Source organism: Pseudobutyrivibrio sp. MD2005, assembly GCF_000621865.1.
Lineage (GTDB): Bacteria > Bacillota > Clostridia > Lachnospirales > Lachnospiraceae > Pseudobutyrivibrio.
Genome location: NZ_JHXE01000017.1, coordinates 81,388 through 101,513, shown reverse-complemented (window position 1 = coordinate 101,513; position 20,126 = coordinate 81,388). Strand labels below are relative to the sequence as shown.

General features: G+C 37.9%; 21 protein-coding genes. 14 read left to right on the top strand and 7 right to left on the bottom strand.

The features are described 5' to 3' along the window. Positions 1-342 (bottom strand): DUF6431 domain-containing protein (locus T498_RS16900; protein WP_242839219.1); only part of this gene is annotated, 342 nt, incomplete at its 3' end. A 223-nt stretch (positions 343-565) separates the two neighbouring features. Between T498_RS16900 and T498_RS0108045 the strand changes: the two genes are divergently transcribed. From T498_RS0108045 to T498_RS0108025, 5 genes are all read left to right on the top strand, one after another. Beyond that, entirely contained in the window at positions 566-1,240 is a 675-nt protein-coding gene (locus tag T498_RS0108045; RefSeq protein WP_028235466.1) for a hypothetical protein, read from the top strand. A 1-nt stretch (position 1,241) separates the two neighbouring features. Beyond that, the gene (locus tag T498_RS0108040; protein ID WP_028235465.1) at positions 1,242-2,237 is read left to right on the top strand and encodes a hypothetical protein; all 996 of its coding nucleotides are present in this window, start codon (positions 1,242-1,244) and stop codon (positions 2,235-2,237) included. Between the two features lie 126 nt (positions 2,238-2,363). Next, positions 2,364-2,864, top strand: coding sequence for an HAD domain-containing protein (locus tag T498_RS0108035; RefSeq protein WP_028235464.1), 501 nt, complete (start codon positions 2,364-2,366; stop codon positions 2,862-2,864). A gap of 26 nt (positions 2,865-2,890) precedes the next feature. Then, positions 2,891-3,481, top strand: coding sequence for a hypothetical protein (locus T498_RS0108030; protein WP_051524676.1), 591 nt, complete (start codon positions 2,891-2,893; stop codon positions 3,479-3,481). 21 nt (positions 3,482-3,502) lie between these two features. Then, complete coding sequence (locus T498_RS0108025) at positions 3,503-4,252, top strand: TIGR02452 family protein (protein WP_028235462.1); 750 nt, start codon at positions 3,503-3,505, stop codon at positions 4,250-4,252. Positions 4,253-4,422: 170 nt separating this feature from the next. On the opposite strand, the gene T498_RS0108020 is transcribed toward T498_RS0108025, so the two are convergent. The 3 genes from T498_RS0108020 to T498_RS0108010 form a co-directional block, all read right to left on the bottom strand. Next, entirely contained in the window at positions 4,423-5,712 is a 1,290-nt protein-coding gene (locus T498_RS0108020) for an ATP-binding protein (RefSeq protein WP_028235461.1), read from the bottom strand. A 311-nt stretch (positions 5,713-6,023) separates the two neighbouring features. Then, on the bottom strand, positions 6,024-6,530 hold the full coding sequence (locus T498_RS0108015; RefSeq protein ID WP_028235460.1) for an ECF transporter S component: 507 nt from the start codon (positions 6,528-6,530) through the stop codon (positions 6,024-6,026). Positions 6,531-6,542: 12 nt separating this feature from the next. Beyond that, on the bottom strand, positions 6,543-7,298 hold the full coding sequence (locus tag T498_RS0108010) for an amidohydrolase family protein (protein ID WP_028235459.1): 756 nt from the start codon (positions 7,296-7,298) through the stop codon (positions 6,543-6,545). Positions 7,299-7,673: 375 nt separating this feature from the next. On the opposite strand from T498_RS0108010, the gene T498_RS0108005 reads away from it, so the two are divergent. From T498_RS0108005 to T498_RS16210, 3 genes are all read left to right on the top strand, one after another. Beyond that, a complete protein-coding gene (locus T498_RS0108005; protein WP_028235458.1) occupies positions 7,674-8,153 on the top strand; it encodes a hypothetical protein in 480 nt (159 codons plus the stop codon). A 136-nt stretch (positions 8,154-8,289) separates the two neighbouring features. After that, a complete protein-coding gene (locus T498_RS0108000; protein ID WP_028235457.1) occupies positions 8,290-9,039 on the top strand; it encodes an AlkZ-related protein in 750 nt (249 codons plus the stop codon). Positions 9,040-9,212: 173 nt separating this feature from the next. Continuing rightward, on the top strand, positions 9,213-10,370 hold the full coding sequence (locus T498_RS16210) for an alpha/beta hydrolase-fold protein (RefSeq protein ID WP_051524675.1): 1,158 nt from the start codon (positions 9,213-9,215) through the stop codon (positions 10,368-10,370). A gap of 49 nt (positions 10,371-10,419) precedes the next feature. On the opposite strand, the gene T498_RS0107990 is transcribed toward T498_RS16210, so the two are convergent. Further along, complete coding sequence (locus T498_RS0107990; RefSeq protein WP_028235456.1) at positions 10,420-10,677, bottom strand: hypothetical protein; 258 nt, start codon at positions 10,675-10,677, stop codon at positions 10,420-10,422. Between the two features lie 219 nt (positions 10,678-10,896). Here T498_RS0107990 and T498_RS0107985 point away from each other — a divergent pair, with 219 nt between their 5' ends. The 6 genes from T498_RS0107985 (at position 10,897) to panD (ending at position 17,225) form a co-directional block, all read left to right on the top strand. Beyond that, entirely contained in the window at positions 10,897-12,222 is a 1,326-nt protein-coding gene (locus T498_RS0107985) for an ABC transporter substrate-binding protein (RefSeq protein ID WP_028235455.1), read from the top strand. A 15-nt stretch (positions 12,223-12,237) separates the two neighbouring features. Further along, the gene (locus T498_RS0107980) at positions 12,238-14,004 is read left to right on the top strand and encodes a methyl-accepting chemotaxis protein (RefSeq protein ID WP_028235454.1); all 1,767 of its coding nucleotides are present in this window, start codon (positions 12,238-12,240) and stop codon (positions 14,002-14,004) included. Positions 14,005-14,216: 212 nt separating this feature from the next. Then, positions 14,217-15,068: a Rossmann-like and DUF2520 domain-containing protein gene (locus tag T498_RS0107975; protein ID WP_028235453.1), complete on the top strand. Its 852-nt coding sequence runs from the start codon at positions 14,217-14,219 to the stop codon at positions 15,066-15,068. A 7-nt stretch (positions 15,069-15,075) separates the two neighbouring features. After that, positions 15,076-15,960, top strand: a complete 885-nt coding sequence (gene panB, locus T498_RS15305) for a 3-methyl-2-oxobutanoate hydroxymethyltransferase (protein ID WP_081779722.1) — start codon at positions 15,076-15,078, stop codon at positions 15,958-15,960. 2 nt (positions 15,961-15,962) lie between these two features. Beyond that, entirely contained in the window at positions 15,963-16,820 is an 858-nt protein-coding gene (gene panC / locus T498_RS0107965) for a pantoate--beta-alanine ligase (protein ID WP_028235452.1), read from the top strand. Positions 16,821-16,835: 15 nt separating this feature from the next. Next, complete coding sequence (gene panD / locus T498_RS0107960) at positions 16,836-17,225, top strand: aspartate 1-decarboxylase (RefSeq protein WP_028235451.1); 390 nt, start codon at positions 16,836-16,838, stop codon at positions 17,223-17,225. On the opposite strand, the gene T498_RS16755 is transcribed toward panD, so the two are convergent. Together T498_RS16755 and T498_RS0107955 are read right to left on the bottom strand one after the other, a co-directional pair. Further along, positions 17,188-17,457 (bottom strand): hypothetical protein, encoded by a 270-nt coding sequence (locus tag T498_RS16755; protein ID WP_242839220.1) that lies wholly within the window; start codon positions 17,455-17,457, stop codon positions 17,188-17,190. The genes panD and T498_RS16755 overlap by 38 nt on opposite strands. Positions 17,458-17,634: 177 nt before the next feature. Then, positions 17,635-19,848 (bottom strand): EAL domain-containing protein, encoded by a 2,214-nt coding sequence (locus T498_RS0107955; RefSeq protein ID WP_028235450.1) that lies wholly within the window; start codon positions 19,846-19,848, stop codon positions 17,635-17,637. Positions 19,849-20,126 lie beyond the last annotated feature (278 nt).

Sequence of the window (20,126 nt, the reverse complement as noted above, 5' to 3'; positions counted from 1 at the left end):
GTATTTCTTTTGGGAATAAACGTAGATGATAGCTAGGATAAAGCGAATGGAATAGCTGCCATAAGGAATGAGATGCTCAGGAATAAGAGCATGAGTTTTACCGCAAGACTCACAGTAAACGCGAGGGATTACCACTTGTGATTCCTGACGTTTGCCGTGATAAAAAGAAATGATGTCTCTTGTATAAGAGGCGTGCATACGGCAACAACCCTTGGCGTGGCATTTAGGATTTGAGCAGATTTCTTCTGACAGATCTACAAGGGATAAAGAAGCATTAAACAAGTCGATATCAGAAATTTTACAAGAAATTATCTTGCCAAGCTTGGCGTTAACTCTTATCATAACAGTGTGGCACGGTATACCAAATGGTGTCCGTGGTTTTTTGAGAGGAAGGAGAGCCAAACTTTGGTCGGGGAGGCTCCCTTCTTTTTTGTTTACAGTTACGTAGAACTTATAAGATAAGGATAATAATTTTTGTAAAACAATACAATAAAAAAAGTGTCGCTTAAAACGACGCACAGTAAGAGCTAAAGGAGATGGCCTTAGACTTCAGATTGTCGCAGACTTGTCGTCTGAGGTAATTAGAATTCGGCGGTCAACATTAAAAGCAATAAAAGAAGAAACACTAGAAATATATTGCCAAGCAAAGGAAGATTTTATTAGAAAGTGCATACAAGATAATAAAGGTTTAGATGATTTTCTTAAGGCAAGTTATACATTAGGCAATTTTATACCCGTACCTTTTGAATCAGATGGTGGACAATTTAATGTACCAAGATATAAAACCACAAATGATTATTGGGATTTAACATTACTTCGAATTTACAATTGGTATAAAGAAAATGAATCCTTAGAGAAGGATGCAATTCTTAAGACAATTGAAAACGAGTGCGATTGCAATAAAAATAAGGAATTATGTCTCTTGTTGGGTAGAAACTGTGCCAATGTTAAACAATGCATTAAGTGGCTATGTGAATTTGGAAGTTGGGATAGCTTTGTTGAGAATAATTTTATGCAACCATTTGTTATAGAGGAAGGTAATGGCAATTACGGAGCACCACTAGAACTCTGGAAAGGGCACTTTGAGAGAACTGAAGATGGAATATTTGAGAATACAATGCCACTCTGCAAAAAACAGTGTGAAGATTTCTTTGAGAATGCGGCTGACAGAATAAAGAAACGTAGTGAACTTATGGTTGAAGAACTAAAGAATAAGTTACATGAGAATTCAGGTGAATAGTATGTCAAAATCATCATTAACAAATGGAATTAGATTATTAGAATTTTTAAAGCGAAACACAGATAAGAATCATCCTGCCACGCAGCACAGTATTAGAGAGCAAATGGGAGAGGAACTATCCAAACAGCTTATGGGAGATAAAGGTACTTACGCTAGACGTTTAAAAGAATTAGCAGATGCATACAACATTGATGAAAATGGTATGTTACTAGATGAGTCTGAATTCAGGATTAATTATCCTGGATATTTACAATCCGAAGATTCTGGTAAGAGAAATGGAAAAGTCTATTATAATCATCCTGTTGATGAAGAAGAATTGGCATTTCTCGTTGAGTGTGTCCGCTGCACCCATAATTTTACTGAAGAAGAAAAATTATCTTTAGAAGATAGGCTGAAAAATACGCTTGGAAGTAAGCATTACCCTTCGCCTGAGGAGATGAAAGGGTGTCTTATCAGAAAACTGGATGAAACTATTACTGGTGACACGCAGAAAATCGAAGGAATTATCAAGCAGCTGCGAGAACACATAAAGCACGGATATATGACAGACATAACTGTGTTAGATATAAATGGAAATAATCCAACGCTTTATCAAGTCAGTCCATACAGACTGGTACAAAAGGATTCATATTTTTGGTTGATTTGTAATTGGCATGAAAGACCAGCTGAAACCTATAATTATCCTAGAGGAAGGGAGTATTATAAATATGACAGATTCTTTCCATGGTACACTAACAACCTTACTTCTTTCAGGATAGATCTTATCGAGGAAGTAAAAACAGCCAGAGTTCCAAAAGAAACCAAGGTTCATTGGACTATGAATCCAATACACATGGGTCCTCTATATGGGAGAAAAAAATATATCATACAGGAGAGCTTCACAAATAATCCAAGAAAGGTACGAAATAGAGATAACATGAAAGAAGTTTTGCTAAAATTTGATCAAATCACACATGAAGTAAAATTGGAACATGGTTGTGATATAGTGCTTCAATAAGGAGTATATATACACCTTTACAAGAAATCTATATTTAGCAATGGAAGTGTTTCATAGACATTTACAAATTACGAGGTTAGCCTCACTGATTCAACATCAGTGGGGCTTTTTTATAGGAGGTGTTATATGAGTTTTGTAGTTTTCTTAGATGTAGACGGAGTGTTAAATACATCAAAATCGTGCGTTGTAGCTCCATCTGGTAAGTACGTTGGAATAGTTGAGTTTAGACTAAAGCTATTAGGCGACGCCATGCGTTACGCTGGTTGTGATGGTGTTGTATTGACAACGACATGGAAAAATCTAAGAAAGGATCATGAAGATTTCTTGTATCTTAAGGACGGATTGGCTAGGCATGGGATAAATATTTTAGGAGAAACAAAAGAGCGTGCTGGTGAAAGCCGGGAAGATGGTATACTAGAATATATAGAAAAGCATGATGATATTGAGGATTTCGTTATTCTAGATGACAATCACTACGGATTTGAAGATTATAATAAACTATGGGAAAGATTTCTAGATACAAAGGGACAAGGGATAGAGTGTTCTACATACGCATCTGCAACACCTAGTATATCAGCGATGATTTTTTTAGAAGGAATATCAAAATCAGACAAATTATTAAACTAAAGTAAATCAGATATGGAGGTGTGAAAATGGTTGTAAGAGAAAAATTGAATCATAGAGGAAAGATTGTACCATTTGATGAGTGGAAGATAAAATTGCAAGAGGATTTTCCATTTATGGAGCAAAGCACTGATGATTCCCATACTATTTATAGAGAAAGGGGATTTGAATGCTCTGGTGGATGGTATCAGTTACTTAGGGAGTGTTGTGAGGCTATTGTTGCAAGATATGCCATAGAAGGTATTGGATTAAGTGAGATAGACTTTGAGCCTGCTCAGATAAAAGAAAAGTTTGGTGCGCTACGTTTTTACTATGGATATACGGATGCACCATGTGGAATTGCAGCTTTTGATGACCTTGCAACAGGAGAAAGCATACGTTTTGAGCCAAAAGTAGAAGTCTATATAGATGATGCCAAAGCAAAACTACGGCAGGATATTCGTTCTATTGTTCACGCAGCAGAAGAGAAAAGCAGGCACACTTGTGAACTATGTGGCGCAGAAGGAGAATTAAGAAATGATTCCTCTGTAGGAATTTTCTGGGTTAAGACTCTTTGTGATGCGTGTCATAAAGAACGAATAGAAAAATATATACTAAAGTACAAGAAGATACCCAAATAAGTATAGAAGGTAGGTAATATTATGGGCAGAAAAGAACAAATGAAAGAAAAAGCAGAAAAACATACAGCAATTATGGAAGAGCTGTATTCAAAAGAAATTAACAAAAGCATTGCTGAAACCCGCATATATAGAACAGATTTCGTCAGAAGCAGTACGGCAGGAAGTGTAGCAGAATTCTTACTTGAACAATCATATACACAAGATAGCATCATGAGAAATGCTGGTAAAGAGAAGGTGGCAGTACTTAATTTTGCAAGTTACAGACATGCTGGTGGAGGCTTTATAAATGGCGCCATAGCTCAAGAAGAAGCGATATGTCATGCTTCTTTTCTTTATAATGTTTTAAGAGAGTTTCAAGATTATTATGAATGGAATGAATCTAACTACAATATGGGCTTGTATACGAATAGAGCTCTATATTCGCCTGAGGTTTTCTTTTTCAGTGATGAATACAAAAATCATGTGTCTGCTGATGTAATTACCTGTGCTGCACCTAATCGTTCTACATTGCATAGAAATGGTAGAGTCAGTGAATTAGACAATGAGACAGCACTTAAGGATAGGATTAGGTTTATAAGGGATATTTGCGATACTGAGAGCGTGGATATATTAATCGCAGGGGCATTTGGCTGCGGAGTCTTTGCTCAGAATCCGGAAGTAGTGGCAGCTTATTTTAGAGATTTTTTCAGCGATACTAAGGTTAAAAAGGTAGTATTTGCTGTTCCACCTGATCGTAATTATTATGCGTTTGAAAAAGAATTCCCACGATAGGGAAGGGGTTATAAATATTAGCGGTAGCGTTAAAAATTAGCTAAAGAACGTACTAGCAGCCTCCGTAGCCGCATCGATTCTAGCTTCCTTATCTGAAATATAATGCTTGGAAGTATCAATATTGCTATGATGAAGGGCATCTTTGATTGCATAGATGTCCTTTATAGCTACTACATATTACATACTGCATAAAGTGGAATATTAACCATCCATTCCTGCTCTTTATAATTTAGTAAGGATAATCTGATAGAAGTAGAAGGGTGAAATTTTTCGTAATATGCTTTTAAACTTTGAGAGCGAATATTAGCCTCTGCTTTTACTTCAATTGGAACAGCATCCATTCCTTTCTGAATAAGAAAATCTTGCTCAAAAGTAGCCGATTCAGTCCCATAGTAATATGGCGAATACTCAGTATCGCTAATAATTTGTTGTAAAACATATTGCTCTGTTAGGGCACCTTTAAATTCCACAAAAAGGCTGTTACCTTCGATAATAGAATGTAAATCTAATTCACTCATAGCACCTAACAAACCAATATCCAAAAAGAATAGTTTAAAAAATGAGAGCTCCTTGTATGCAGAAAGAGGAACATGAGGCTCATTTACTTTATGAACACGATATACTAAACCACTATCAACTAACCACTGTATGGCTTTTTCGAATTCGCTACTACGTGAGCCTTTTTTTATTTGTCCAAAGAAAAACTTTTTATTTTCTTTTGCTAATTGCATTGGGATGCCATCCCAAACCATATTAACTCTAACTACTTCATTGGCAGAAATGTGTTTGCCGAAATCGCCTTTATATTGAAGTATAATTTCTTTTTGAATCTCTCTAGCGGCATAGTAATCACTGTTATTTAAAAAAGCGTTTACAGCTTCTGGCATGCCACCTACATACATGTAGTTTTTCAAATGATAAATATATTTTTCTGAAAAACTATCAATTAAAGAATAATCTTTTGTCTTAAGAGCATCAGCCAGACCATTTTCACCAACTGCGTATAGAAATTCTCTGAAATTGAGTGGATAAAGATTTAATGTTATTACTTTTCCAACAGGATATGAAATACCTTCATGCAAGGCTACGCCTAAAAGAGAGCCTGCCACAATTACATGGTATTCAGGTGCATTCTCATAAAAGTATTTTAGAGATTCAAATGCTCTTGGTGCATTTTGTATTTCGTCAAATATAATTAGCGTATCATCGGCAGATACAGTAAAACCAACTTCAATATTGATTGCAGAAATAATTCTATTTATATCATAATCTTGTTCAAATACACGAGCCATGGAAGTGTTGTTGTAGAATGATATATATGCTACTTTTTTATAGTATTGTTTTCCAAATTCCTGCATTAACCAAGTCTTGCCAACCTGACGTGCTCCCATTATAACTAAAGGCTTTCTTTTTGTACTATTTTTCCAGTCGACAAGTTTACCCATTGCAAAACGCTGCATATATCGTACCTCCAAAGTGTTAATCACAATTTTTAAGACCTAATCCGAAATGAAAATACAATTTTTAATGTCTAAAAAAGAGATATACTTACAATTTTTAAGACCTAAATTCAATCTAATAATACAATTTTTAATATCTAATTGCAACCACCCAGAATAATTGCTGAATTAAAAGAGTGCAGTGTGAGTGAAGATATTATTCATGCATGAGGATACTATTAACAAGAAAATGTTATCTGGGTAAAAGGCCTATGAAATCATAATAGCGTAGGAGAGTAAGGCTCCTACGCTAATTTTTAATCTCTATATTTTTATACAGCTTCCAACCTAATCTTGTTTTTCATCAATCCATAAAGGATATTTCCAAGTATTATTCCGCTTAATGTCTGAAGGCTAAGGGTTAGAAGAGTAGATAGTGCATAAGCAAGACCAAACATTGGTATTTTTATAAGTGTATATAAGGCTATGTGTACAAGTCCTCCAATTATAGCCCCAATCCAAAGGTTGTATTTAAAGTTCTTAAACAATTTAAATGCAATAAATCCCATCACAAGGACCCAGGCTGCTTTAAAAGCCATTGTAGGCAATACCCAAGCTGTGTATCCGCCGATGAAATCGGCAAGGCCAGCGCCTAATGCTCCCGCTATAGCACCTTTTTTGGTACCAAGCAGGCATGTTGCAAGAATAATCATGCAATCCCCTAAATGAGTGTATCCAAAGGCTGTTGGAATCTTAAAATAAAAGGTCCCAATAAATACTAAAGCAATCATAAGCCCAACTACAGCAATATCTTTTTGATTATATCTAGTCTTTTCCATGAATGTGTCCCCCTAATCTAAAAGTGATCCTAAAAAGTTCTTTGCATTGTTATAGAATATGTTCTCATAATCCTTTTCTTTTAATGGGCAAGAAAGAATCTTTTGGATTTCCACCTCTGGTGCATGAAATGGCGTATCTAGTCCAAACATAACTCTGTCATTTCCCACGTTTTTATAAGCATTGAAAATCTGAGCAGTCATCGAAGTGCCAGAAGTTTCAAGCCATATATTTTTATATCTTTTAGCAATAGTCTGAGCTGCCTCAACATATATTCCATGGCCATGCCCCATATGAAGCATTACAAATTTACATTTTGGATGTCGCTCTGCTAAAAGCCCTATCTGCCAAGGCAATGAGAAAGGTTCATGTCCTGAATGCACAAAGAAAGGCACATTATAGGATTCACAGATTTCAGCTACTGGATCTACTATTGGAGAATCAGCAGCATAGCCATCAAATAATGATTGTATCTTTGCCCCTTTGCAGCCTTTATCACGAATTAAATATTCTAGTTCGTCATAGGCAGCTTGTTCTTTTGTACAATCAACCCAAGGCACTGGAATAATCTTGTCTTTAGCCTTTTCATAAGCTTCTAGAATATCCGCGTTTTTAGAAGAATCAGAAGGGCATAAGACTGTCTTTTCTATATTAAATTTATCCATCAAATCAATAACTAAATTAATGTCCCCACTAAAGTTAAATGGATTACCCCAGGTTCCAATATGCGAGTGCATATCAATCTTTTTAAAATCAGTAAATTCATACATAACAAGTTCTCCTCCTTTTGTTGGAGAAAATAATATATGATTCCTGTGCACTTTGAAATATCCAGTTTTGATTATTTTTTAGGGGACAGTTTCAAAGAATTGTGTAATACTTAATTACTGTTCGCAGTAAAATAATGTTATGAAATAAGGCTCACTTTTGTATAGATTCTTGAAAAACATCAGTTTTTCAGGAATCGTAAATACCATGAAAATAGATTTATCTATTTTCATGTCCTGCAAAGCAGGATTCTTGCTGACAAATTCATTGTTCTGTCAGCAAGAAGTCATACTTTATTTTTATGCATGGAACAAATAGAATTATTTTATGAAACAAATCAAGTTTACAGAGATTTGTTGTAATACAAGAAAATATATATGGAGTTACAAGAGTTGGAGCATAAGAAACAATCTAAATGGCTCAATAGAGTTTTGGTTATTATAATCCTGATTGGCATTATATTTTCCGGGCGTCTCATTATGCAGGATAATAATAACTTTGATAAATGGTTTAATAGCAATGAACAATATATAGAAAAAGTAAATGGAACAATAGTCAGTGTAAAAGAACTCACTCATAGAAGACATTTTCACGATTATACCTGGGGATATGAGTACACATTTTGTTTAGAAGATAACACGTTAGTTTCACTGGTAAGTGAAGAGAAAATAGAGACTCCTGCCATTCTTTATACAATAAAAAAAGATGGAGTTTTATATTACGGTCTTAATGAATATGGTCTGTATGCTAAAGTTGAAGATGAAGAGTATTCAGATAGTGTTATGCAGGTTTGTATTGCTATGGCGTTGTGGCTTGTACCGATTTTAATTTTGCTATATAGGCGAGGAAGAAAATAAGAATATTTTTTTATAATAACTTAATCCTTTCTTTCGCGCCAATTTCGAGAAGCCTTAGCAGGTCAGATTATTTATATCTTAATGCTATGGATGAAAAATATATGAGCACTAATACTTATAATCAGCGGAGGAAACAATGCCAAACGAAAATGGTACATGGGTAATGTATGGAGTTGAATGGGATGATCCGGAATGCTTGCATACAGTAGATGAAGCAATTGCATACATAAATGAGATAGGATTTCTGCCATTATTTAAAAATGAAATCCCAGGCTTCTCGCTAGAAGAACGCACTGTGCCAGAGTACTGGTGGTGCGGAGATCCTGAGGTGGATCCATGGGAATGGAGAGAACTTATTGCCCGCAGTGGTGATGTAGCATATGGCAAATTCTTTAACAAGAAAGCTGGTTTTATATCCAAAGAATGGCTACCATATTTTGCCAATTATAGACGTGATGGATACGATTTCGATGCACTTTGGGATGATGAAAAAGCTTCTCGAAGACAGAAGAAGATTATGGATGTCTTTGAGGGGAAGGATGAGATGTATTCAAACGAGCTTAAAAAAGAAGCTGGATTCAGTAAGGATGGCGAAAAAGGCTTTGATGGAACTATTACTGATTTACAAATGATGACTTATCTTGTGGTACGAGATTTTCGACAGCGCAAGAATAAAAAGGGCGAACTTTATGGATGGCCGATAGCTGTGTATGCTATGCCGGAGGCTATATGGGGCCGCGAGCATGTGACATCAAGATATAATGAAAATCCTAGTGAATCAGGTGATGCTATAGCAAATCATATAATGGATATTTATCCTATCGCAAATACGAATCAGATTAGAAAGCTAATTGTTGGCAAGAGGGTTCAAGGAATTATCAGCTAAAAAATAGTTAAACAACACAATAACATCACATAAGCGGGCTATCATTTGCTTTGTCTTTTGGCAGCGAATGGTAGCTCGCTTTATAAAATACTCCAATTATGAAAAATGTATCTTTCGAATACTGCTTATTAGTGGAGCAGGAGAAAATATTTTAAAATTGGAGGAACTTATAAATGAAGAAACTATTAGCATTAATGGTATGTGGAGTAATGGGCTTGTCGGCCGTTGCATGTGGACAGACAGAGAACACAGACAGTACTGAATCATCTACGGAGACAACTGCAACAGAATCATCTGAGGCTGAAGCAACAACTACAGGAAATGTGGACAACAGTTTTGCAGAGGACGCAGATGCATTGGTAGAAGCTTATGCTGATGCGTTTGAGCAGGTTGAGTACACCGATGATGAGACAGGTCTTACTGTTACTTACAATATCTATTTACCAGAGGATTATGACGAATCTGAAGAATATCCAATGGTTGTTTTTATAGCAGATTCCAGCTGTGCAGGGGATGACGCAACAGCATCATTGACACAGGGAAGAGGTGCACTTGTGTGGGCTTCAGAAGAATGGCAATCTGCAAATCAGAGCATCGTGTTGGTGCCAAGTTATCCAGAAACAATTCTTGATGACCAAAATGGTTATAGCACAACAGAATATGTGGAACTTACAAAACGACTTATCGATGATGTGGCAGAGGAGTACGCTGTTGATACAGATAGAATCTATGGAACAGGTCAATCAATGGGATGTATGACAACACTCATTCTCGCATCTGAGTATCCAGATCTTTATGCGGCTTGTATGTTTGTTGATGGTCAGTGGGATGTGACTACACTTTCGTCTCTTGAAAATCAGACATTTATTTATTTTGCGGCCGAGGATGATACTAATGCATACAATGGCATGCAGGAAGTCATGACAATGTTTGATGAGGATGGCGTGGATTACACATATGCTCAGTGGGATGGAACATGGACTCCAGATGAGCTTTCAGCAGCAACATCAGAGCTTTTATCAGGTGATACAAATGCATATTTTGTATCATGGAAGACTGGAACAATAGAGGCAAGTAGTCAAATGTCATTTGCAGGCCCTAACGGTTCTTCAGATGGAGGAGAAAAGCCTGCGATGAATTCAAACAGTGAAAGCTCAGACCTGCCAGCAGATGATGAATCTGCAGAAGCTGCAGAAAAGCCAGCAGGTGGTCAAGGGGGCATGAACGCAGGTGGTGATGATTCCATGATGCAGAGTGTTCAGTACCATATGGCATCGTTTGATTATGCATATAGATGTGTATCGGTAATGGAGTGGTTGTTTGAAAATTAGATTGCCAGACGTGGTTATGGCTGCCGGATGGCAGCCTAATTTGTTATTTCTATAATAAAAAAACTACTACGAATTTATAAATCAGAAAGCCTGATGGAATTAGGGCTAGTGCTGCAGCAACAAGAAGTACGATTACTAAAGTTCTCTTTCGCTTAGACTCACTGAGAGTTTTTCCTGTATTAGCTAGAACGGCACTGCTAATAAGAGCGGTAATGCCAACTCCTATGAGAAAAAGAACTAAGCCTACAACAGCCAAGAAAGCTGCAATCATCAATATGCCTACCAATAATATTCCAATGAATGCCATTAGTTCGTCCTCGATTCTTTATATTTTCTTTAAATATTCTACAGGAACTTCAGCTGTAAGCCAAACATAATTTACAGGATGGTACAAAAGCAACTAAGGAAAAGATCCTTGATATACAAAATCAGGGAACTTTTTTTGTTTTGTTCACAGTTTTTTAATTTTATTTATTTAGAATAGAGGGAAATAATACACACCATTTCATGCTAAGGAGGGTGAGGAATGAAAAAACTGTTTTCTATTTTACTTTGCACAGTCCTACTACTAATAGCGATGACTTTTGCAGGCTGCGGAAAGAGTGATGCTGAGTCAGCAGATGGTGAAAATGCTAATGAAGGGGCAGGAACTGCAGAAGGCACCACCATCACAATGATAAATATTAAATCTGAGATAAATGATCAGGTGATGGACTTGGCCAAGCAGTATGAGGCGGAGACTGGAGTGCATGTAGAGGTTTTGTCTGCTGGCCCATCTGTGGATTCGCAAGCCATGCTAAAAGGGTATTATTTGGCAAATCAAATGCCTGATATTATTGCCTGCGAAGCATCAAGCTTTTCTAACTGGGATGGAATGCTTGTAGATATGAGCGACCAGGAATGGGCATCTAAAACATCGGGGGCATTTATAGACGATACCTATGGCACAATTGGATTTCCATACACAACAGAGGCCATCGGATTGATTTACAATGCAGATATTCTTAGTAGATGCGGCGTGGATCCAAATTCTATTACAGGGCCAGAATCTATGAGAGCAGCTTTTGAAACAGTGGCTGCCCATAGTGAAGAATTAGGACTTGATGGAGTAATTGCCTTTGGTGCAGAGCCAGAAGGCCTTGGTTGGTCATCAGGTAACCATTTATTTGGTGTTTATATTGATTCTGGCATGGGAAGAGATGACACAACCTATATTGATGGCATTGCTTCTAATAAGCAGGTTGATTCTTCAAGATTCCAGAATTATGCCGCTATGATAAATATGTTTACTCAATATGCTAATCCGCAGTTGATGCTTTCAGGTAGCTACGATGAGCAGCTTAGTGGATTTGCATCAGGAAAATATGCATTTATAACTCAAGGCTCATGGATAGGCGCAGCATTATCATCAAGCGAAGAGTATAAAGCTGCTGGTAGTTTCCAGGTTGGAATGCTTCCTTACGCATTTGAAGAAGGAATGGATACAATTCTTACTTCTGCACCTTCCTGGTGGGGTGTGGTTAAGGAAGGTAATGTAGAGGCAGCAGAGGCATTCTTAGAGTGGTGCGCAGGTGACTCAGGTCAGAAGATATTAGTTGAGGATGCTGGTTGCGTCAGCCCATTTACAGATTGCAAATATGTTGCGGAAGATCCATTCGCACCTGTGCTTGCATCATATCTTGAAAAAGGAAAAACATCAGATTGGCATTGGATGCAGCTGCCAAGCGGAATTGGAAATAGTGAAGGCGGACTGTGCTATTGTTTTTATAGATATGTATCTGGCGAAGAGGACGCAGCAGGTTTTGAGGCGGATATAAATCAAACACTTGAAGCCTGGTATGCGAAGCAATAGAAAGGGGGGATAACAATGAGTAAAGAAAAAAATACAACAAAAGTAAGTGGTTTTAATTCAATCATTGTACAGATTTCATCCCTTAATATTGCAATGCTTGTTGCGTTCTTACTGGTAATGGTAATGATTATTCAGGCTATGAACAAATCTACCACAAGCAGTGTAGATATGTTTGATTCAATGATGGAGCTTACCACTCATGAGGCAAATCTTAAGACAGATGTTATGGCAATGTATGATCAGGTGACAGGATATATTGCATCTGGTTCAGTGGAGACACAGGAGGCTTTACTTCCACAAATTGATGTTGCAAAAGCTGCGATAGAAAAAGATATTGATGATTTGAAGAATGATTTTGCATCCTATGAAAATGAAGCAGCTTCTGCTCAGATTGAAGAGATAGAAGGCCAATATGAAAGAATGTGCGGTTTTATCGATAACGCAATTGCGAAATGCGATGCTGGAGATCAGGAAAACGCATATGCGATGCTTTTTGATAAAGCCGAGATTCAAAAAGTCGCAATTATTCATTCTACAGAGGTGCTGGACGAGGCGATTACTACTAATGCCACAAGCACTAAAGAAATGATGAAAGCATTACTTACACAGGGAAAGATTGTTGCAACTATAGGTACTGTCATAATAATTCTACTGATTATTTTGAACTTTATTATCAGCTATACAAGTATAGTTGTTAGGATTAAATCCATTAGTAAAGAGGTTAGTGGAATTATTGAAAATATCCAGAAGGGACAGGGCGACCTTACAGCTCGAATTCATACAAAGACTAAATCAGAGCTTTTATATATTAAAAATGGCATAAATCTTTTTATCGAGACTTTGCAAGGTATTATGAAGGATGTAAAAGATGGAACCATTGTTTTGAGTGCTTCTTCAGATGAGGTCAACTCACAGCTAAGGATTGCTGATGATAATGTAACTAATTCTTCAGCGGCATTAGAAGAGCTTTCAGCAAATATGGAATCTGTTGTGGGAATTCTTGAGTCAATCAATGAAAGAGTTGATGATGTTAAACAGGCCGCACAGAATATTACAGACCAGGCTGAGGCAGGAACAGGCACTGCAAATGAAATCAAGATAGAGGCTGATGATCTTCAGGTTAAGGTAAATACAAAGAAATCTGATGTAGGAGAGCGAATGGCAGCTCTTTCAGAAACACTTGAAAAATCAGTTAAGGATTCAGAAAAAGTTAGTCAGATTAGCGACCTTACAAATGACATTTTAGATATTGCAAGCCAGACAAATCTGCTTGCACTTAACGCTTCAATTGAGGCAGCTCGTGCTGGTGAGGCAGGAAAGGGCTTTGCTGTTGTTGCAGATGAGATTAGTGCACTTGCTGCAAATTCAAGACAAACAGCAGCCACCATTCAGGATATTGCAAGTGAAGTAACGCATGCCGTTAGTACACTTGCATCTAATGCAGAAGATGTTCTTAACTTTATTAATGGAACAGTTATCGGAGACTATGACGAATTTGTAGATACTGGAGAAAAATATGGACACACTGCAGAAGTAATGAACGATATGCTAAACGAATTCACCGAAAAGGCAGAGAGTCTGAATTCAATCATGGCAGATATGGTTGATGCAGTAGATACAATAACAAATTCTGTTCAAGAAAGTTCACTTGCAATTAACATGAGCGCAGAGAATTCTACAGAGATTGTTTCTGGTATCAAGAAGATTTTTGATGCGATGGAAAAGAATAATGAAGTGACAGAACAGCTTAACGATACAACTCAAAAGTTTACATCGCTGTAAATAACTTTAAATAACGTAAGAGCGGATTATTTTATAAAGATGATCCGCTCTTATTTACATTTATCCTCACAAATGCTATAGTGTCCTTCGGATGGTATTCGAAAGAAACTATACCTTTTAGATTCTAAATTTTAAAAAGGTGCGCTGAAGATGGCTGCTCGTATCATTTTGAACGAGACTGTATCACCCCTATGAAAAAGGAGGTGTTGCCATTGAAGGTAGGATTTGTAGGTGCTGGAAAAGTGGGCTGTTCTCTTGGCATGCTTTTTGCAACAACACAGCACAATCTTGTGGGCTTCTATAGCCGCACGTCTACATCCGCTAAAGATGCAGCGGATTTTACAAAGTCAAAACATTTTCAAAATTTAGAGACATTAATTAAAGAAAGTGATACGGTGTTTATCACTGTTCCAGATGATGCTATTGGAAAGGTTTGGGATAGTATAAAACACATGTCTATTGCTGGAAAAATGATATGTCATTGCAGCGGTTCTTTATCTTCGAAAATCTTTAGGGATATTGAAGAAACTGGCGCATTCGGTTTCTCGGTCCATCCACTTTTGGCTGTATCAGATAGATACAGTTCATACAAGGAACTTCCAAAAGCACTATTTACAATTGAAGGAAATGAAGGTCACATTGGTGAAATTAAGTCACTTTTAGAGAAAAGTGGGCTTAAGACTGTATCTATTGATGTATCGGTTAAAACCCGTTATCACGGAGCGGCTGTCATGTGTTCAAATCTTGTGGTTGCACTTGTGCAGGCCACCCAGGATGAACTTCGTAAATGCGGATTTTATGATGCCCAGCTAGGTGATGCCATAGCACCACTTTTGCTTGGCAACGTGAACAAGGTTTTAAGCGTAGGCACAAAGGATGCGTTAACTGGTCCTATTGAGCGAAACGATGTAGGAACGGTGGAAAAACACCTTGCGGTATTTAGTGACATTGATAGAGAAATCTATCGAATTCTTTCAATTAAGACACTTGAGGTTGCTAAAGAAAAGCATCCAGAGTCAGATTATAGCCAGTTGGAGCTTCTACTTAATAATCAGGAGGATTAGGAGAATAATGAAAAACACAGTGACAACTCTTCAGCAGATGAAGAGAGACGGAGAAAAAATAAGCATGCTTACATGTTATGACTATTCAACAGCATGCCTTATGGAGGAGTCTGGAATCAATGCCATTCTTATTGGCGATTCCCTTGGAATGACAATGATGGGATATAGCGATACACTTCCTGTTACAGTTGATGATATTATTCATCACTGCGCTTCAGTTTCAAGAGGACTTAAGGATACATTTCTTGTGGCAGATATGCCATTCATGTCTTATCAGACATCAGTTTACGATGCAGTAAAAAATGCAGGACGTCTCATTAAGGAAGGTCATGCACAGGCTGTAAAGCTTGAGGGTGGCGCATCAGTTTGCGAGCAGATTCGTGCTATCGTAAATGCGGATATTCCAGTAGTTGCTCATATCGGTCTTACACCTCAATCTATCAATGCCTTTGGCGGATTCAAGGTTCAGGGAAAGAATGTAGAGCGCGCCATTCAGATTCTTAAGGATGCAAAGGCTGTTGAGGAGGCCGGCGCATTTATGGTTACACTTGAGTGTGTTCCAGAGGAGCTTGCTACTCTTATTTCTGAAGAGCTTACAATTCCTACAATCGGTATCGGTGCTGGAAATGGCTGTGACGGACAGGTCCTTGTATATCAGGATATGCTTGGAATGTTCTCAGGCTTTAAGCCAAAGTTTGTAAAGCATTTTGCAAATATCGGTGAGGAAATGAAGCGTGCTTTCAAGGAGTATGATTCAGAGGTTAAATCTAAGGCTTTCCCAGCAGCGGAGCACAATTTTAAAATCGATGAAGCAGTTATGGATGAGGTTCGCAAGGCTGCAGCAACAAAGGAATTCACAGTAACACTTGATGAAGAAAGGGTAATGGCATAGTCATGATTAAAGCTACAACTATAGATGAAGTTAAGAAAAACGTTAGAGAGTGGAAGAAGCAGGGCTTAACAATTGGCCTTGTTCCAACAATGGGATATTTACATGAAGGGCATGCTAGCCTTATAAAGCGTGCTCGCGGGGAGTGTGACAAAGTTATCGTATCTGACTTCGTAAATCCGATACAGTTTGGTCCAAAGGAAGATTTGGCTACATATCCAAGGGATTTCGAGGCAGATTGCAAATTATGCGAAGGGCTTGGTACTGATTTGATTTTCCATCCAGAGCCATCTGAGATGTACCTGGATGGATTCCATTCTTATGTTGGTGTGGACACTTTGTCTACAGAGCTTTGTGGAAAGAGTAGACCAATTCATTTTAACGGTGTGTGCACTGTTGTAAGCAAGCTATTTAACATTACAGAGGCAGATAAGGCATACTTTGGTCAGAAGGATGCACAGCAGCTTGCTATCGTAAAGCGCATGGTTCGTGACCTCAATTTCAACATCGAAATTGTTGGCTGTCCAATCATCCGCGAGGAGAGCGGTCTTGCTAAGAGCTCACGCAACACATACCTAACTGAGGAGGAGCGTAAGAAGGCTCTTGTTCTTCACAAGGCTCTTACAGTGGGGGAAGAAATGGTTCGCTCAGGTGAGAAGGATGCAAACGCTGTAAAGAAGGCTGTCACAGATATCATCGAATCTGAGCCACTTGCAAGAGTTGATTATGTGGAAATCGTAGACTGGAACGAGCTTCAGAAGGTGGATAAGATTGATGGTCCTATCCTTACAGCAGTGGCTGTGTATTTTGGAGACAAGGTACGTTTAATTGATAACTTCATTGTTGAAGAAGCAGTAAAGTAAGAAAGGTATAGAGAAATGAATTTAACAATGCTTAAGGGCAAAATACACAGAGCAACAGTAACCCAAGCGGAGCTTGATTATGTTGGAAGCATCACAATTGACGAGGATTTACTTGATGCAGCAGGAATTCTTGAATACGAGATGGTACAGATTGTAGATGTGGAAAATGGAAATAGATTTGAAACTTACACAATAGCAGGCGAAAGAGGCAGTGGTGTAATCTGCCTCAACGGTGCTGCCGCCCGCTGTGTATCAGTGAACGATCACGTTATCATTATGTGCTATTGCAGCATTCCGGCCGATGAGGCAAAGGGTCACAAGCCTAAAGTTGTTTTTGTGGATGACAACAACAAGGCTGCAAGAATCACTAACTACGAGAAGCATGGCAAGCTTGGTGAACAGTAGATTTTTTTAGAAAGCTGATATACTTCTGTGTCAGTGAGGATGTTGGTATGCCTGAAGGCAAAATATAGCCAATCTCCATATAGTCATCAATGGCAAGTGGCTTGGCTATGATGTGAGGGCCGTTTAGCTCTTCACTAATTACGCCACTGCAGATGGTGTAGCCATTTAGGCCGATAAGTAGATTGAAAAGTGTGGCACGGTCTCTGACAATAATCTCTTTGTCGGAATCCATAGTGTGGATTTGCATCTTGTGAAATTGGAAATAAACTCACAGAGGAAGAGCAATGGGCAAAGTTAAAGCTTGTAAAAGAGATTGCCGAAGAGGTATTTTAAATTGATGATACTGTTGCAAAAGGCTCACGCAGTTATAGCGTGAGCCTTAAATATGGTTTTATATTAGATAGTGGGGCTAATGAGGCTTTGTTATATCGTCAAAATCAAGTTTCTCAAATTCTTCCACTGGCATTGGTTCGTAGAAATAGAAGCCTTGCATGTAGCGGCAGCCTTTGTCTAGCAAGAAGTTTGCCTGCTCAGCATTCTCAACACCTTCAGCGATGATATCAAAGTCCAGATGTATGAGCATCTGGATTATATAGTTGATAATAACGTAGCTTTTTTCTTTGTTCTTTTCCCCTTTTAGGAAAACATAATCCAGCTTGATTCCATTAACAGGTACTTCTTTTAGCATGTTCAGTGAAGAGTAGCCGCTTCCAAAATCATCCATTTCTACGATGAATCCGTGTTTTTGCAGCTTGACGGTGGTTTCGAGTAAGAAATCAGTATCCTCTACGTAAGCACTTTCAGTAATTTCGATACGAAGCTGTTTAGGGTCTAAATCATAATTTTTAATAAGGTTGTAGAAATATTCATCAATATTTCTATTGTGGGATATGTCGTAGCGGGATAGATTCACAGATACTGATCGTCTTTTACCTTCTTGATTCCATCTGTGCAAATCCTGGCAAACTCTTTCCCAAACATAACAGTCTAAGGTATATATAAGTCCTGCACGCTCAAGCATTGGAACGAAAAGGCCAGGACTAAGCCATCCGAGTTTACTATGTTTCCAACGGCAGAGTGCCTCGCCACTGACAATCTTTTTCTCCTTATAGTCAACCTGAGGCTGATACCATACTTTTATTTCACCGTCTCTTATGGCAGTAGAGAAATGGCCGCAAACATCGGCAAGCATTTTACCTTGTTCCCATTGCTCTATGTTGTATATTTCAAATCCATCGGAACGTTTTTCGCTCAACTTCTTTTCAGCAATTCGTGCGTAGTCAAGCATTCGATCAACATTGATGTTTGTATAATCTTCAGGTGTAAGGACATATATTCCGCAGCAAACCTGAACTTCTTTATCAAAGCCCTGATTAATAAAGTAATAGCGCAGAGACTGGAATAGAGCATTGTCTTCGTAATCAATCGCTCTATCAGTTGGGACTTTACCAAGCACTGCAATATGATCAGCGTTTATTCTAGCTATAGCTTCACAATCCGTTAGCAATTCAAAAGAACGTTCAACCCAGAATTTTAGAATGCTATTTCCAGCATCCATACCTAGGCTATCATTGATAAATTTAAAATTCTTAATATTGCTATATGAAATCAAATATGGAAAGTCTGGATGGGCTGTAAGCAGCTCTTCAACTTTCTTACGGAACCCCACATAACTAAGGGCGCCAGTTAGTGAATCATAATCAATGAGCTTGTCAATTTGAGATTCATGTTCTTTTTTTATTGCACGCTGCTTCGTTATAAAATGAATAGCTAGTATGAGTATTATTAAAGCAGCAATAAAAATAATATTGCCATAAATATGAAGATAATCACTAAAGCTAAACTTATATGTTTTTCGGGATGTGTAATCTAAAATGATGGCTTGACGCTGAGTATCTTTTATCATTGCGATTCCATCATCTAGACTATCTATAAGGGCTTGACCTTCAGGAGTATCTAAAGTACCAGCTCTGAAATCCATAGTAAACATTGTTGTTGGATGCATAACCAGTCCTTTAAGTGAAGGACTTTGAAGAACATGACTCCACACATAAGAATTGTGAAGCAGCGCTTCGACCTGGCCATCTTTAAGAGCCTCAATGCATTCATTCATATCTTCATAGAGTGTAATCTGCATGTCAGGATACAAAGTATTTACTGTCTCTGCGCTACCTGCCAAGGATTTTAGCATACCAACCTTCAAGTGGCTTATGTCTTGCAACTCATGTTTATTCAGTGTAACCATTGTGAATGGTGTTTCCATAAGGTTTTCGGAAACGATAGAAGCTTCACCTTTTTCGCTATTAATGGCACTGCCAAAAGGCATAATTAAATCATATTCATCGTTATCTAAAGCGGCCTTTAAAGTTGGTTCTTTAATGACTTTGAATGTAACATCATATCCAGCATTTTCTGCGGCTATGCGCATTAAATCTATGCCAATGCCAATAATTTCATGGTTGGATTCATCTTCATAAAAGATAGGACACCTGTCTTGAGGCACACCTACAACGATGGATTTATTTGAAGAGTTGGACGCAGCAAAAACAACCCCATGGCAAAGGGGCAGTATTAAAATAAAGCAAAATGCAATTATGATACTAAGTTTAAGTCTTCGTGCCATAGTGACTCCATCCTTGTAAAAGATATCTATTGCCATAGTACTATATAAATAAGTTTTTTTTATGACTTATTGAAGGAATATTATATAAATATCGAGCAAGGTAGTGATTTTTAGTTTTGCTGACGCCTAGAACTGGATTTTTTATTTAGGAGTCACTGTTTTTGGAGCTTACTGACGCCTAGAAAGGTTATTTGCTGAGAGGCGTCAGTAATTTGGGATTTTGCTGACGCCTAGATAGGTTATTCGCTGAGAGGCGTCAATGATTTTGTGGTTTACTG